This window comes from Shinella granuli (genome assembly GCF_004341885.1).
In the GTDB taxonomy this organism is placed as follows: domain Bacteria; phylum Pseudomonadota; class Alphaproteobacteria; order Rhizobiales; family Rhizobiaceae; genus Shinella; species Shinella granuli.
In genome coordinates this window covers 175,158-189,879 of the sequence record NZ_SLVX01000005.1, presented here as the reverse complement: position 1 = coordinate 189,879, position 14,722 = coordinate 175,158, and the positions used below count along the sequence as shown (strand labels likewise).

The 14,722-nt window shown below is 66.1% G+C and carries 14 protein-coding genes; 13 read left to right on the top strand and 1 reads right to left on the bottom strand.

The window, feature by feature from the left end; genetic code table 11:
* Nucleotides 1-24 precede the first annotated feature (24 nt).
* From kduI to EV665_RS10875, 3 genes are read left to right on the top strand one after another with little or no spacing between them, the layout of a single operon-like run.
* Nucleotides 25-867 carry a 5-dehydro-4-deoxy-D-glucuronate isomerase gene (kduI, locus tag EV665_RS10885; protein ID WP_133034114.1) on the top strand — a complete coding sequence of 281 codons (843 nt, stop codon included), beginning with the start codon at nt 25-27 and terminating at the stop codon, nt 865-867.
* On the top strand, nt 864-1,619 hold the full coding sequence (gene kduD, locus EV665_RS10880) for a 2-dehydro-3-deoxy-D-gluconate 5-dehydrogenase KduD (RefSeq protein WP_133034113.1): 756 nt from the start codon (nt 864-866) through the stop codon (nt 1,617-1,619). Before kduI ends, kduD begins: the two co-directional genes overlap by 4 nt.
* A gap of 8 nt (nt 1,620-1,627) precedes the next feature.
* Entirely contained in the window at nt 1,628-1,954 is a 327-nt protein-coding gene (locus tag EV665_RS10875; protein ID WP_064332922.1) for a cupin domain-containing protein, read from the top strand.
* An 82-nt stretch (nt 1,955-2,036) separates the two neighbouring features.
* Here the strand turns inward: EV665_RS10875 and nhaD are convergent, their stop codons facing one another.
* Entirely contained in the window at nt 2,037-3,431 is a 1,395-nt protein-coding gene (gene nhaD / locus EV665_RS10870; protein ID WP_133034112.1) for a sodium:proton antiporter NhaD, read from the bottom strand.
* Between the two features lie 342 nt (nt 3,432-3,773).
* Between nhaD and EV665_RS10865 the strand changes: the two genes are divergently transcribed.
* From EV665_RS10865 to EV665_RS10820, 10 genes are all read left to right on the top strand, one after another.
* On the top strand, nt 3,774-5,393 hold the full coding sequence (locus EV665_RS10865) for an FAD-dependent oxidoreductase (protein WP_133034111.1): 1,620 nt from the start codon (nt 3,774-3,776) through the stop codon (nt 5,391-5,393).
* Nucleotides 5,390-5,713, top strand: a complete 324-nt coding sequence (locus EV665_RS10860) for a 4Fe-4S binding protein (RefSeq protein WP_064332924.1) — start codon at nt 5,390-5,392, stop codon at nt 5,711-5,713. The genes EV665_RS10865 and EV665_RS10860 overlap by 4 nt, the downstream gene beginning before the upstream one ends.
* 59 nt (nt 5,714-5,772) lie before the next feature.
* Entirely contained in the window at nt 5,773-6,855 is a 1,083-nt protein-coding gene (locus EV665_RS10855) for an ABC transporter substrate-binding protein (RefSeq protein WP_133034110.1), read from the top strand.
* Between the two features lie 70 nt (nt 6,856-6,925).
* Entirely contained in the window at nt 6,926-7,792 is an 867-nt protein-coding gene (locus EV665_RS10850) for an ABC transporter permease (protein WP_133034109.1), read from the top strand.
* 1 nt (nt 7,793) lies between these two features.
* The gene (locus EV665_RS10845) at nt 7,794-8,594 is read left to right on the top strand and encodes an ABC transporter permease (protein WP_133034108.1); all 801 of its coding nucleotides are present in this window, start codon (nt 7,794-7,796) and stop codon (nt 8,592-8,594) included.
* Entirely contained in the window at nt 8,579-9,367 is a 789-nt protein-coding gene (locus EV665_RS10840) for an ABC transporter ATP-binding protein (protein ID WP_133034107.1), read from the top strand. Before EV665_RS10845 ends, EV665_RS10840 begins: the two co-directional genes overlap by 16 nt.
* Nucleotides 9,368-9,577: 210 nt before the next feature.
* Nucleotides 9,578-10,594 carry a LacI family DNA-binding transcriptional regulator gene (locus tag EV665_RS10835; RefSeq protein ID WP_064332928.1) on the top strand — a complete coding sequence of 339 codons (1,017 nt, stop codon included), beginning with the start codon at nt 9,578-9,580 and terminating at the stop codon, nt 10,592-10,594.
* Nucleotides 10,595-10,707: 113 nt separating this feature from the next.
* Nucleotides 10,708-12,168 (top strand): FAD-binding oxidoreductase, encoded by a 1,461-nt coding sequence (locus EV665_RS10830; protein WP_162853030.1) that lies wholly within the window; start codon nt 10,708-10,710, stop codon nt 12,166-12,168.
* Entirely contained in the window at nt 12,161-13,657 is a 1,497-nt protein-coding gene (locus tag EV665_RS10825; RefSeq protein WP_245507687.1) for a xylulokinase, read from the top strand. Before EV665_RS10830 ends, EV665_RS10825 begins: the two co-directional genes overlap by 8 nt.
* Nucleotides 13,657-14,718, top strand: a complete 1,062-nt coding sequence (locus tag EV665_RS10820; protein WP_133034104.1) for an ABC transporter ATP-binding protein — start codon at nt 13,657-13,659, stop codon at nt 14,716-14,718. The genes EV665_RS10825 and EV665_RS10820 overlap by 1 nt, the downstream gene beginning before the upstream one ends.
* Nucleotides 14,719-14,722 lie beyond the last annotated feature (4 nt).

Sequence of the window (14,722 nt, the reverse complement as noted above, 5' to 3'; positions counted from 1 at the left end):
TCCTGAAAGCAAGAGGCAGATGCCGTGACAGTTTCCGTATCCGTACGCCAGGTCGTCGGGCCTGAGGACGCCGCAAGGCGCGACACGAAGGGCTTGCGCGAGGGCTTCGTCATCGAGGCGATGTTCCAGCCGGGCGAGCTCAATCTCACCTACAGCCATCTCGACCGCATGATCGTGGGCGGCATCGTGCCGACGGGCGAAAGGCTCGTCATCGACGGCATCACCGAGACCGGCACGGAGCGTTTTCTCGACCGTCGCGAGGCCGCCATCGTCAATATCGGCGGAAGCGGTGTGGTCAGCGTCGGCGGGCGGGATTATGCGCTCGGCTTCCAGGAGGCGATCTATGTCGGCATGGGCGAGGGCCCGCTCGGCTTCACGAGCGACGATCCGGCCGCGCCGGCGTTGTTCTATCTCCTGAGCGCACCGGCGCACCGCGCCTGCCCGACGGTGCACATCACCCGCGAAATGGCGAAGAAGGTGCATCTTGGCTCGGCGGAAGAATCCAACGCCCGCACCATCAATCAATATGTCCATCCTGATGTCTGCGAGAGCTGCCAGCTGCTCGTCGGGCTGACGATGTTCGAACCGGGCTCTGTGTGGAACACCATGCCGGCGCATGTGCATGACCGGCGCATGGAGGTCTATCTCTATTTCGGCATGCAGGCGGCGACGCGCATCTTCCATTTCATGGGAGAGCCCGGCGAGACACGGCATGTGGTGCTGAAGAACCACGAGGCGGTCCTGTCGCCGGGCTGGTCGATCCATTCCGGCGCGGGCACCGGGCGCTATGCTTTCATCTGGGCCATGGCCGGGGATAACATGAGCTTCACCGACATGGACAAGGTGCCGATGGAATCGCTGCGATGAGCCTTTTCGATCTCGCCGGCCGGTGGGCGATCGTCACCGGCGCCAATACCGGCATTGGCCGGGCCATTGCCGTCGGTCTTGCCGAAGCCGGTGCCGATATCGTCGGTGTCGGGCGCTCCGCCATGACGGAGACCGCGGCGGACGTCAGTGCGGCCGGCCGGAACTTCGTTGCCGTCGCGGCCGATCTTTCGAAGCCGGATGCGGCGGGCAAGGTCGTCGCCGAGGCGCTGGCAGCCGGCGCAACGCCGGATATCCTCGTCAACAATGCCGGCATCATCCGCCGGGCCGATGCGCTGGATTTCACCGAAGAGGACTGGGATGCGGTGCTCGACACCAACCTGAAGTCCGCCTTCTTCCTGTGCCAGGCTTTTGCGAAAGCGGCGATCGCGGCGGAACGAAAGGCCAAGATCATCAACATCGCCTCCCTGCTCTCCTTCCAGGGCGGTATCCGCGTGCCGTCCTATACGGCAGCCAAGAGCGGTCTTGCGGGCCTGACGAAGCTGATGGCGAATGAATGGGCGGTGCGCGGCATCAATGTCAATGCCATCGCTCCCGGTTACGTGGAGACGAACAACACGACGGCGCTGAGGGCCGATGCGGAACGCAACGCGGATATCCTGAAGCGCATTCCCGCCGGCCGCTGGGCGCGGCCGGAGGACATGGCCGGCGCCGCGGTCTTCCTCGCGGCTTCGGCATCCGATTACATACATGGCGCCATTCTGCCGGTCGACGGCGGATGGCTTGCCCGATGAGAGGATCCATGCAGCATTATACCTTGCCTGAAGACACGGTCTGGACCGAAGTCGCACCCGGCAATCGCCGCGCCGTGCTGAGCCATCGCCCGGAGCTCATGCTTGTTGCCTTCCGCTTCGAGGAGGGCGCCGTCGGCGCCTTGCATTCCCATCCGCATACGCAGGTCAGCTACGTCGCCGAAGGCACGTTCGACGTCACCGTCGACGGCGTCACCACGCGGCTTGGCCCGGGAAGCAGCTTTATCGTCGCGCCGAACCTTGTCCATGGCGTGGTCGCGCTGACAGCCGGCCTTCTGATCGACACCTTCACGCCACAGAGGGACGACTTCCAGTAGGAGGCCGTTCCGGGCCAAGCCCCCCGGCCGCATATGGCCTCAGCTTGGAACCTGCCGGAGCCATCGGGATGCAGGGCCGGCTTCAGATGAAGGCGGCATTGATCCAAAGGTGGGTGAGGATGCTCGCTATGTAGCCCAACCCGATGGCCCAGGCCCATCGAAGATGGTTGAGAAACGTATAGTGGTTGCGCACGAGCCCCATCAGCACCACGCCCGCCGCCGAGCCTATGGAGACCAGGCTGCCGCCGACCCCTGTGCTGAGCGTGACCAGCATCCACTGGCCGCTCGACATGTCGGGATTCATCGTCAGCACCGCGAACATGAGCGGTATGTTGTCGAATGCGGCGCCCAGCACGCCGATGGCGATATTGGCGAAGGTCGCTCCCAGATCATCGTAGAGATAATTCGACAACTGGGCGAGGTAGCCGGCCACGCCGAGACCGGCGACGGCGAAGATGATGCCGAAGAAGAACAGCAGCGTATCCCACTCCACATGCCTCATTTCCCGCAGGGAATCGAATGCCAGCATGTCCTGGTTGTTCAGGCGGCGCCCGATGTGCTGGAGGAGATAGCTGTACATCTGCAGGTATCCCAGGCCGAGCATCATGCCGAGTGCGGGCGGCAGGCCGAACAGACTCTTGAAGGAGACCGCGGTGACGAGGGTCGCCACGAACAGCCAGATGACCACGATCCCGCCGGGCTTGAGCTTCCTGACGGCGCCCGTCGCTTCCGGCGTGCCTTTCGGCACGCTGAAATGCATGAATGTCGCCGGCACGAGGAAATTCACCAGCGAGGGAAGGAAGAGATGGAAGAACTCGAAGAAGCCCAGCTTGCCCTTCTGCCAGACCATCAGCGAGGTGATGTCGCCGAAGGGTGAGAAGACGCCGCCCGCATTGGCGGCCACCACGATGATGATGCAGCCCATGACGATGAACCGGTAGTTGCCGACCCCGACGGAGACCACCACGGCGCCCATGACGAGGGCCGTGGTCAGATTGTCGATGATGGGGCCGAAAACGAACGCGAGCCCTCCGACCAGCCAGAAAAGCTGGCGGTAGGAGAGCTGCAGGCTGACGAGCCTGGTCCTCAGCGTGTCGAAGACGCGCCGTTCCTGCATCGTATTCACATAGGTTATGGCCACCACCAGGAACAGCATCAACTCGCCATAGTCGAGGATCACGTGCTTGGCGGCGGCCTCCAGCGCGGCACTCTGGCCATTCAGGGCGTAGACGAGGCCGAGAAGTGCCCAGATGAGGCCCGATGCCAGCATGACGGGCTTCGACTTGCGCAACTGGATGGCCTTCTCGACAGCCACGAACCCGTAGGCGATGAAGAAGATCAGGAGGGCCAGATAGCCGGCGAGATGGTGTGTCAGGTCGATCCGCGCGGCAATCTCTTCTGCATGAGCGGGAGCGACAGACGAGTAGGACGAGACGAAGGCCGCCAGGAACGACATCCATCGGCACAGACGCTTCATCTTTCCTCCCTCCAACGTTACGAAATCCCCTCTCCATATCGACGGAACTTCCGCTCCGACACAATAGCCGCAGATGCGAATCTGTTCTCTTGTGCGGCGGATGCCGGGTTTATTCATCGCCTCATGATGGGTGGAGCGACTACCCTGGCGGTTTGCGGTCCGCTTCGGCGTGCGGCTGATTTGCGGGGAGCATTTTTCTCTTCGGCGTCATCAGGCGCATCAATATCCCTTTAATCTATAGTTTTAATAGATAATATCGGTGCGTCATTGGCCGACGTCGCGGTGCCGTATCCGGTTCCGACATTCTGGTTGGCCGCCTTCAGCGTGCATCGGAGAAATATCATGGCATTTCCACCCACCGCCGCATCGACTATTCCCACTGCCTCGCTCGAGCTCGACGCCGATGTCCTCGTGATCGGCGGCGGGCCGGCAGGGACCTGGGCGGCCATTGCCGCCGCCGCGAGGGGCGCGAAGGTCATCCTCGCCGACAAGGGCTTTTGCGGCTCGTCCGGGGCGACTGCGCCTTCTGGCACGGGTGTCTGGTATGTGCCGCCGGATCCCGCGCGCCGCGCGAAGGCGATGAACAGCCGCTGGGATCTCGGCGGCCGGCTGGCGGATCCGGCCTGGATGCGGCGGGTGCTGGACCGGACCTATGACAATGTGAACCAGCTTGCCGAATGGGGCTACCCGTTCAGCGACGACGCCGAGGGCCGCTCGATCCGCAACGGCCTCGACGGCCCGGACTACATGCGGCTGATGCGCAAGCGCACGAAGGCCGCGGGCGTGAAAATCCTCGATCACAGCCCCGCGCTCGAATTGCTGCGCGATGACAGCGGCGCGGTGGCGGGGGCCGCGGGCGTCCGGCGCCAGAAGGCGGACACCTGGCTGGTGAGGGCCAATGCGGTGGTCATCGCGACAGGCGGCTGTGCCTTCCTCAGCAAGGCGCTCGGCTGCAATGTGCTCACCGGCGACGGCCTTCTGTTCGCTGCCGAGCTTGGCGCCGAGCTTTCGGGAATGGAGTTCTCGACCGCCTATGCCATGGCGCTCGAAGGCGGCTCGGTCACCAAGACGCGCTTCTACGATTGGGCGACCTTCACCTTCGAGGACGGTTCGCCGATTCCGGGCGCGGCCTCCAAGGGCGGCCGGTCGGTGATCGCACGCGTGCTCCAGTCGCGGCGCGTCTTCGCCCAGCTCGACAAGGCCGACGCGGAGACGGAGCAGGCGATGCGTTATGCCCAGCCGAACTTCTTCCTGCCGCTCGACCGCGTGGGGATCGACCCGTTCCGGCAGCGCTTCCCGGTGACGCTGCTCCTGGAAGGCACGGTGCGCGGCACCGGCGGGCTGCGGATCGTCGACAGCACCTGCGCCACGACCGTTCCGGGCCTTTATGCAGCCGGCGACGCGGCGACCCGCGAGCTGGTTTGCGGCGCCTTCACCGGCGGCGGCAGCCACAATGCCGCCTGGGCGATGTCGTCCGGCTACTGGGCTGGCAGCGCGGCCGGCGAGCATGGCCGCCATCTGCGCGGCCGCAACCGGACGGTCCTGCGCGCCGGCGGCGTCGGCGTTGCCGATGGGTCGGGCCGGGCGATCGACGCCGCGACGCTCACCCGGGCGGTGCAGGACGAGGTCTGGCCGTATGACCGCAACTATCTCCGCTCCGGCGAGCGGCTGACCGATTCGCTCGGCCGTCTCGACGGTCTCTGGAGCGGCGCGCGCACGGCGCAGGCCGCGTCCCTCGACGAGGCGCAGCGCACTCGCGAAGGCGTGGCGATGCTGGCGACGTCCCGGTGGATGTACCGCAGCGCCCTGTCGCGGACGGAAAGCCGCGGCATGCACAAGCGCGAGGATTTTCCCGAGAAGGACGACAACCAGCTTCACTACACGACGAGCGGCGGCCTCGACGAGATCTGGATCGGGCACGAGCGCGCGCCTTCGCCCGAGATAGAGGTGCTCGCGGCATGATCGAGGTCATCAGTGAGGATCGCTGCACGGGCTGCAACATCTGCGTCAATGTCTGTCCGACCAATGTCTTCGCTCCGGTCGCCGATGGCATCCCGGTCATCGCGCGCCAGGATGACTGCCAGACGTGCTTTATGTGTGAAGTCTATTGCCCGGACGACGCGCTCTACGTGGCGCCCCACGCGACCGAGATCACCCATGTGACGGTCGCGGAGCTGGAGGCGCGGGACCTCTTCGGAAGCTACCGCAAGTCGATCGGCTGGATCAGGGGCGGCCGGCCCCGGCCGGCGCCGGAAATCATGCAGCGACTGGAGCACCGCTGAAGGCGGGCCGGCTGCGAGCCTCGAAAAATGAACCGCAATTGGAACGAATGGGGATTTGAATGTCTATCAATCGCAGAATGTTCGTGGCCGCGCTGACGGCCGTCATCGGGTTCGCGGCCGTGCAGGCCGCGCCCTTGCCGGCGCTGGCGGCGGAAAAGCCGAGCGTGATCCGCCTCGCCTCCTTCGGCAACCCCGCCGGCAAGCCCTATGGCACGGGGGCGATCGGGGTCCTGCGGGCGCAGGAACTGCTGGAAAAGGAATTTGCCGCCGACGGCATTTCGATCGAATGGCAGTTCCCGCGCGGAACCGGCCCCGCGATCAACGAGGCCATCGCAAACGGCCAGCTCGACTTTGCCTATTACGGCGGCCTGCCGAATATCGTCGGGCGCGGTGCCGGCCTCAAGACCAAGGTCGTCTCGTCCTATGGCGTCAGCCCGAGCTATGTCGTGGCGCGGCCGGATGCCAAGATCGCCTCGATCGCCGATCTCAAGGGAAAGAAGGTCGCGACGTCGCGCGGCACGATCAACGAGCTCAGCCTCTTCCGCATTCTGGAGCAGGGGGGGCTGACGCCGGACGATATCCAGTTCTTCGACCTGCAGACCGCCGACCAGATCGCCGCGATCACCTCGGGTGACATCGATGCGGTCGTCGGCGGGGGCAGCAGCGTGCTTCAGCTCGTCGAACAGAACATCGCCACGGTCGTCTTCACCACGAAGGGCAGCCCCGCCCCCGGCAGCAATTTCGGGTCCTTCGTCGTCACGGATGCGTTCCGCGAGGCCTATCCGGACCTGACGCAGCGGGTCGTCAACAAGTTCGTGGAAGCATCCTACTTCGCTTCCGACGAGAAGAACCGCGAGGCCCTGTTCGATATCTGGGCGCTGACCGGCTCGCCGCGGTCCACCTTCGAGAAGGACTATGCCGACGAGGTGCTGAAGGATCGCCAGAGCCCGCTTCTCGACGATTTCTATCGGGCGAACGTCACGGCCGGTGTCGATTTCGCCGTCAGCCAGAAGCTGATCCGCAAGCCGTTCGACGTCAATGAATGGGTGGACGACAGCTACCTGAAGAAGGCCCTCAAGGACTACGGTTACGAGAACGTCTGGACCCCGCGCGACAGCAAGGGCAATGCCGTCCAGTTCTGACGCTTCCGGCCTGTCCCGATTTTTCGACCGCCAGCTTTCACCGGATTTCCGGTGAAGGAAAGGAGAGAGCATGTCCGACGTCACCTTCAAGGCGCCCGTCATCATCAGCGATCGCCGGCCTCAGCGGGCCGGTGCAGGAGAGGGGGCGGCGCGCTCGTGGGCTCGGCCGTGGCTGTCCGATGCGGCCACCAGGGTGCTCCTGGGCCTCGTGCCTCCGCTCGCGCTGCTGGCCCTGTGGTCCTACGCCGTCCGGCAGGAATGGCTGGCGGAGCAGATCCTGCCCGCGCCGTTTCTCGTCTACGAAACGACGCGCGATCTGCTGCTGACCGGCCAGCTTGCCGACGAGCTCTTGGTCAGTCTTGCCCGCGTCGGGGCAGGCCTTGCGATCGGCGGCGGGCTCGGCCTTCTGTTCGGGCTCGCCTTCGGGCTCTTCCGCACGCTCGACCTCTATGTCGCGCCGACGGTCCGCGCCTTCTGCCTCGTGCCGTCGCTGGGCTGGCTTCCCTTCTTCATGCTCGTCTTCGGCATCGGTGAAACGCTGAAGCTCGTCCTCATCGCCAAGACCTGCTTCCTGCCGCTGATGGTGGGGGCCTATGAGGGGCTGCGCAGCCGGCCGCGCAAGTATGACGAGGTGGCCAGCGCCCTCGAACTCTCGTGGTTCTCGCGCGTGCGGCTGGTGGTCTGGCCGTCCATTCTGCCCTCCATCCTGACGGGCGTACGCCAGGCGCTCAGCCGCGGCTGGAAGGTGCTCATCCTCGTCGAGATGATCGCGTCGGCCGCCGGCCTCGGCTACCTGATGATGTGGGGGCGCAAGGCCTTCCAGCTCGACGTCGTCTTCGCGACCATGATCGTCATCGGTCTGGTCGGCTGGGCGCTCGATCATGCCCTGACACGCTTCCAGCACCGGGCAACCGCCTGGTCGTTCAAGGCGGCCTGACATGGCGGCGATGGATTTCTCCGCCGCGTCGCGGTCCGGCATCGTCGCACGCGCCCTGGTGCTGCCGGTCGCGCTTCTCCTCCTCTGGGTGCTGCTGGACGCCCTCGGTGTCCTGAAGGAGGGGATCGTGGTGTCGCCGTCACAGGTTTTCGCGACGGCCCATGAGGGATTTGCCGACGGCTCGTTGCCGGGCGCGGCGCTCGCGACCCTGCTGCGGGCACTGACCGGCTGGGCCATCGGCGCGTTTGCCGGGCTCGTCTTCGGCCTTGTCCTCGGCTTGTCCGGCATCGCGCGCAACCTGTTCGATCCCTCGATTTCCAGCCTGCGGCAGATCGCCCTGTTCGCCTGGATACCGCTGCTCAGCGCCTGGCTGGGAAACGGCGAGGCGATGAAGATCACGCTGATCGCCCTTGGCGCCTTCTTTCCCATGGCGCTCGGCACCCAGGCGGGCTGCCAGAACGTCCCGGCGCCGTTTCGCGAGGTCGGCAGGGTGCTGGAGCTCGATCGTCGCGCGACGATCACCACGATCATCATTCCCGCGGCCCTGCCGTCGATCCTGGCGGGACTGGAACTTTCCCTCAATATCGCCTGGCTCGGCACCTTCGGCGCCGAATACCTGATCGGCACGGGTTACATCAACGGCATGGGCGACGGGCTCGGGGCCTATCTCGCGGCGGCGCGTGAGCATGCCCGCATGGACCAGGTCCTTCTCGGGGTCCTGTTCCTCGCGCTGATCGGCATCGGCCTCGACAGGTTTGTTCTCGGATTTTCAAGGAGGCTCGTATCATGGCGGACGCCCTGACGCTTTCCCGACCGGTCGCAAGGGATGCCGGCGCGGTGACCATCCAGGATGTATCGAAGACCTTTCACGTCGAGAACCGGACGGTGCATGCGCTCGACGACGTGTCGCTTGCGATCGCATCGGGCGAATTCATCAGCATCGTCGGGCCGAGCGGCTGCGGGAAATCCACGCTGCTGCGTTTCCTCGCCGGCCTGGACAGGCCGGACGGCGGCCGGATCACGGTGGATGGCGAGGTGGTCGACCGGCCGAGCCTCAAGCGCGGCATCGTCTTCCAGGATCACCGCCTGCTTCCCTGGCTCAACGTGGAGGAAAACGTCGCGCTCAGCCTTCGCAGCCTTGCCGGCGCGCCGTCCGCGAAGAAGGAGAGGGTGCAGTCCCTCATCGATCTCGTGGGCTTGACCGGTTTCGAGAAGGCCTTTCCGCATGAATTGTCCGGCGGCATGTCGCAGCGCGCCGCCATTGCCCGCGGGCTTGCACCGCGGCCGCCGCTGCTGCTGCTCGACGAGCCGCTCGGCGCGCTCGATTCCCTGACGCGCAGCTATCTCCAGGACGAGCTCCTGGCGATCCGGGAACGGGAAAAGAGCACGGTGGTCATGGTGACGCATGATGTGGAGGAAGCGATCTATCTTTCCGACCGCGTCGTCGTCATGGAGCCGAGGCCCGGGCGCATCGCCGCGACTTTCGATATCATCAGCAGAAGGCCGCGCCACCGCGACGATCCCGATTTCGTGGCGACGAGGCGCAAGATCACGGACCTGCTCGCAAAGCGGTAGCGAGAGCGCACCGCACGCTTGGCAACGCCAGGGATCACCTGCGTGCGGGTAAGCTCTCAGCGCAAATCAACACGGTGCGTGTGGGGCGCTCACATCACGGGGCCGTTGGTTCCTATCCGTTCAGGAGCTACAGTCGGATTCCAGGTAAAGCGATTTTCTGCAGTTCCCTTCTCGGTCTGTTGACCTTTAGGATGGGCGCGGGAGGATTGTATGAACAACAGGAATTCGTCCGTCACCCTGCGTGACGTCGCGGCTGCGACGGGAGTCGACGTCTCGACCATTTCGCGCGTGCTGCAGAACAAGGGGCGTGTTTCGGAAGAAACGCGAACGCGCATTCTCGAAACAGCCGAGCGCCTCGGTTATCACGGCAACCCGGTCGCGCGCGCCCTGAAGACCGCAAAATCCTCGACCGTGCTCATGGTGGTGCCGCAGATCGAAAACCCGATTTTCGCCTCCGCCATCATCGGGGCGGAGATCGAGGCGCGCAGCAGGGGGTTCGCCCTGCTCGTTTCCTATGACAAGGGGGACGGGCGCGAGATCATCTCCGACATCTCCCGTTCCAGCATCATCGAGGGCGTCATCATCGCCAGCTTCGATGACGACGACCGGCTGCGTCAGGTGCTGAAAAGCACCGATCTGCCGCATGTCGTCCTCAACCGGCACCTGTCCGGTGACGAGAACTGCGTCGCCATCGACACGCGGCTTGCCGCGCGCATGGGGGTGGAGCATCTGATCGCGATGGGGCACCGCCGCATCGGGCACCTTGCCGGCCGGCTCGGGCGTTTCAATGGCGACATGCGTCGGCGCGGCTGGGAAGAGGCGATGGCCGCGGCGGGGCTTGATCACGGCGATGATCTCGTCGCGCAGGCGGGCTACAGTCCTGACGAGGTGCCGGCGGCCGTGGACAAGCTCCTCGCCGTCGGCGTGACGGCGATCCACGCCGCGACGCTGCTGACGGCTGCTGCCGCCATCGCGCGACTGCACGAGCGGGATGTCCGCGTACCCGAGGAGGTGTCGGTCGTCACCATGCATGATGACCTGCTGGCGCGTGTCGTCTATCCGCAGGTGACGACCGTCGCGTTGCCGTCGCAGGAGATGGGCCGCGTGGCCGCACGCCGGCTGATCGACCTCATCCAGGGGGTAACGCCTGATGGCACGCAACCCACCGGCAATCTTCTTCTGCCCCCCGACGAACTCATCGTCCGGGCCTCCGTGACCGCGCTCTGAAAAATCTGGATTCAGGGTTGACATCCTGCGCGAAATAGCTTGTTTATTGCTTGAGCAAACGTTTGTCCATAGTGAGATCGAGGGTTTCGCAGGACATAGAGGAGGAAAAGCCGTTGAAAGAACGTGATCTCGTCTCCGAGCTTTCGGAGCTGATCGGCGCGGAAAACGTCCTGGTGGACGAGGCCGCGCGTGCCGGTTACGCACATGACCGTCTGCCCTATGCGAACTTCCGTGCGCGGGAAGGCGCGCTGGTCGGCACGCTGCCCGGTCTGGTGTTGCGCCCGGCCAGCACCGAGGACGTCTCGGCGATCGTCCGCAAGGCCAGCGAGGTCGACAAGCCGCTCATCCCCTATGGCAGCGGCTCCGGCGTCCTCGGCGGGATCATTCCGCTCGGCGAGGAGCTGATGCTCGACATGCAGCGCATGAACCGCATCCTCGGCATCGACCGCGAGAACAACCTCGTGACGGTCGAGGCCGGCATGAACGGCGAAGCCTTCGAGGACGCGCTGAATGCCGAAGGCTACACCTCCGGCCACCTGCCGCAGTCGCTCACCATCTCGACGGTCGGCGGCTGGGCCGCCTGCCGCGGCGGCGGCCAGGAATCGAGCCGCTTCGGCAAGATCGAGAACATCGTCGTCGGCCTGAAGGCCGTCATGCCCGACGGGCGCGTGCTGGAGGTCCGCCCGCTGCCCAAGCGCGCCTCCGGTCCTTCCGTGCTCGATGTCATCGTGGGAAGCGAGGGCACGCTCGCCGTCATCACGGAGCTGACCATGCGCATCTGGACGCTGCCGGCGGCGGAAGAGGCGATCGTGCTGGCCCTGCCGGACCGGGCCGCCGCGCTGGGGCTTGCCAAGCGCATCATGCAGGCGGGCCTGCACCCGCGGATCGTCCGTCTCTACGACGAAAAGGAAACCGCGCTGCGCACGGAAGGCATCGATGCCTACCGGACCCGCCCGGTCATGGCCAACATCGTCGTCTGCGGCGAGCCGGCCATCGTGGCCGCCGAGGCGGCGCTCGTGCGCGGCTTTGCGCAGGAGGTCGACGCCGTCGAGACCGAAACGCGTCCCTTCGACGAGTGGCGGGCGAAGCGCTACCACTCGATCACCAAGCAATGGCTCGATCGTGGTTATTACAACGACACGATCGAGGTGACGGTGAACTGGAGCAATGCGACCGCGCTCTATGACACGATCGCCGCGCGCATCGCGGCGGAAGTGTCGCCGGACGCGCATTTCAGCGCCCACTGGTCGCATGTCTATCCGGAAGGCGTCTGCCAGTACATGACCCTGCGCCTGCCACCCATGGACCAGGCCGCGGCGCTGCCACTGCATCAGAAGATGTGGGAGATCGCGACCGGCGAGACCCTGGTCCATGGCGGCTCCATCGCGCATCATCATGGCAGCGGCCTCTTCCGCGGGCCGTGGATGGATGGCGAGCACGGCGTCGGGATGGATCTCCTGCGCCGCATCAAGGCGTCCGTCGATCCGCAGAACCTGTTCAATCCCGGCAAGCTCGGCTTCCCGCCCCGTGCTGGCGCCGTCGATCCCTACCGCGACAGGGGTGCCAATGTCTGACATCCTCTTGCTCGGGATCGATCTCGGCGCAGGATCGCTCAAGTCGACGGTCATTGCCGGCGACGGGAAGGTCCTTGCCACCGCCTCTGTTCCCGTCGAAACGCTGACGCCGAAACCCGGCTTCAGCGAGCAGGACCCGGAAGGCTGGTGGTCCGCCCTGGTGCAGTCGCTCCGGACGATCTGGCAGGCCGGCATCGATCCCGGCCGCGTCGCCGCCGTCTCCGTGACGGCGGGCGCCCATACGCATGTCCTGGAGGACGAAACGGGCAGGACCCTGCGCCCGGCCATCATGTGGAACGATCAGCGTTCCGGCCCGCAGGTCGCGCGGGAAAGGGCCGCCCGCGGCCCGCGCATCCTCGAACTGTCCGGCAACCGGGTCAGCCCGACCTGGACCCTGCCGCAGCTCGTCTGGCTGCGGGAGGAGGAGCCGGAGGTGCATGCCCGCATCCGCCGCCTGCGGCCCGCCAAGGACTGGCTGCGCCGCCGTCTCGACGGCAGCGATGCCACGGATCTCACGGATGCCTGGGGCCTGATGCTGGCCGACGCGCAGCGCGACGGCTGGTCGGCCGAATTGTGCGCGATGGCCGGGCTGGAGCCCGGCGTGCTGCCGCAGATCGTCGGATCGACCGCGACGACCGGGACCGTGACGGCGGCGGCCGCCGCCGAGACGGGGCTGCGGGCGGGAACGCCCGTCGTCTGCGGCACGTCCGATACCAATGCGGAAACCTATGCGGCCGGCATGACGCGGCCGGGCATCGGCGCGCTGAAGCTGGCGACGGCGGGCACGGTCTCCACGCTCACCGCCGCGCCGGTCTTCTCCGACGACGTCATCCATTACCCGCATCTCGTTCCGGGCCATCACTACGCCATCCTCGGCACCAATTCCTGCGCTTCCGCCCATCGCTGGCTGCGCGATGCGCTGTTTTCGCAGATCGGCTTCGACGGCATGGACGAGAAGGCGCGGGAAGCGCCGGCGGGGTCGGAAGGCCTGCTCTTCCATCCCTATCTCAACGGCGAGCGGAGCCCCTATTGGGATCCGGACCTGCGGGCCTCTTTCGTGGGGCTCGGCTTCCAGCACGGGGCACCGCACATCTGCCGCGCGCTCTACGAAGGCATCGCCTACACGCTGCGCGATTGCCTGACGGTGCTGCACGCCCGCGGCATGGGCTTCGCGACCGCGCGCCTCGTCGGCGGCGGCACGCGCAGCGCCCTGTGGCGCCAGATCATCGCCGATGTCACGGGCCTCACGATCGAGGTGCCGGCGGAAGGCGATGCGTCCTACGGCGCGGCCCTCATCGCCGGCATCGGCGCCGGTGTCTTTGCCGACACGGCGGACGCGGCCCGCGTCATCAAGGTGGCCGAAACCCTGACCCCGGCCGCAGGCGTCGCCGGGATCTACGATGCGGGCTTTGCCCGTTTCCGGGCGGCCAAGGAGGCGCTGACCCCGGTCAACCACGAGACGGTCCGGGCAATCAGGGAGGCGAAGTGATGGCGGAAGTCAGTCTGCGCAAGCTGCGCAAGACCTATGGCCCGGTGGTCGCGGTGGAGGGTGTCGATCTGGAAATCGCCAAGGGCGAGCTGATCGTGCTGCTCGGCCCCTCGGGCTGCGGCAAGTCGACCACGCTGCGCATGGTCGCGGGCCTCGAGACGATCAGCGACGGCAAGCTGCATATCGGCGGGCGCGACGTCACGGCGCTGGAGCCGAAGGATCGCGACATCGCGATGGTGTTCCAGAACTACGCGCTCTACCCGCACAAGACGATCCGGGGAAACATGTCCTTCGGCCTGAAGATGCGGGGCACCGACACGGCCGAGATCACGAAGCGGGTCGATGCGGCGGCCGAGATGCTGGACATCACGCATCTGCTGGACCGCAAGCCCGGCCAGCTCTCGGGCGGCCAGATGCAGCGCGTGGCGCTCGGTCGCGCGCTGGTGCGCGATCCGGCCGTCTTCCTGCTCGACGAGCCGCTGTCCAATCTCGACGCCAAGCTGCGCTCGCGCATGCGCGAGGAGATCGCCCTGCTGCAAAGGCGCATCGGCAAGGCGATGCTCTATGTCACGCACGACCAGACCGAGGCGATGACGCTCGCCGACCGCATCGTCATCATGCGGGACGGGCGGGTGCAGCAGATCGGTTCGCCCCTGGAGGTCTACGACCGCCCGGCCAACGCCTTCGTCGCCGGTTTCATCGGCTCGCCCGAGATGAACCTCATCGACGCGGACCTTGCCGACGGGCGGCTGGTGCTCGGCGAGGGCGTTTCGCTTCCTGCCCCATCGGGCCTTACGCGCCGGGAGGGGCGCGTGACGGTCGGCATGCGGCCGGAGGCGATCGCGCCGGCCGGGGAGGGGCTGCCCTTCACCATCCGCGGCATCGAGCAGCTCGGCTCGCAGACCCTGTTCATCGGCGAGCTGGCGGGACGCCGCCTGCGCGTCATGACCGGCCGCCGCGACGACGTGGCGCTGGGCAGCGGCATGAGGATCGCCGTACCGGAGGCGGCGATCCATCTCTTCGACCGCGAAAGCGGCGAAAGGCTTACCACCGGCCGGTAACGGC

Coding starts and splice junctions, on each gene's coding strand:
- kduD (WP_133034113.1), top strand. CDS start 864: ATGAGCCTTTTCGATCTCGCCGGCCGGTGGGCGATCGTCACCGGCGCC.
- EV665_RS10875 (WP_064332922.1), top strand. CDS start 1,628: ATGCAGCATTATACCTTGCCTGAAGACACGGTCTGGACCGAAGTCGCA.
- nhaD (WP_133034112.1), bottom strand. CDS start 3,431: ATGAAGCGTCTGTGCCGATGGATGTCGTTCCTGGCGGCCTTCGTCTCG.
- EV665_RS10865 (WP_133034111.1), top strand. CDS start 3,774: ATGGCATTTCCACCCACCGCCGCATCGACTATTCCCACTGCCTCGCTC.
- EV665_RS10860 (WP_064332924.1), top strand. CDS start 5,390: ATGATCGAGGTCATCAGTGAGGATCGCTGCACGGGCTGCAACATCTGC.
- EV665_RS10855 (WP_133034110.1), top strand. CDS start 5,773: ATGTCTATCAATCGCAGAATGTTCGTGGCCGCGCTGACGGCCGTCATC.
- EV665_RS10850 (WP_133034109.1), top strand. CDS start 6,926: ATGTCCGACGTCACCTTCAAGGCGCCCGTCATCATCAGCGATCGCCGG.
- EV665_RS10845 (WP_133034108.1), top strand. CDS start 7,794: ATGGCGGCGATGGATTTCTCCGCCGCGTCGCGGTCCGGCATCGTCGCA.
- EV665_RS10840 (WP_133034107.1), top strand. CDS start 8,579: ATGGCGGACGCCCTGACGCTTTCCCGACCGGTCGCAAGGGATGCCGGC.
- EV665_RS10835 (WP_064332928.1), top strand. CDS start 9,578: ATGAACAACAGGAATTCGTCCGTCACCCTGCGTGACGTCGCGGCTGCG.
- EV665_RS10825 (WP_245507687.1), top strand. CDS start 12,161: ATGTCTGACATCCTCTTGCTCGGGATCGATCTCGGCGCAGGATCGCTC.
- EV665_RS10820 (WP_133034104.1), top strand. CDS start 13,657: ATGGCGGAAGTCAGTCTGCGCAAGCTGCGCAAGACCTATGGCCCGGTG.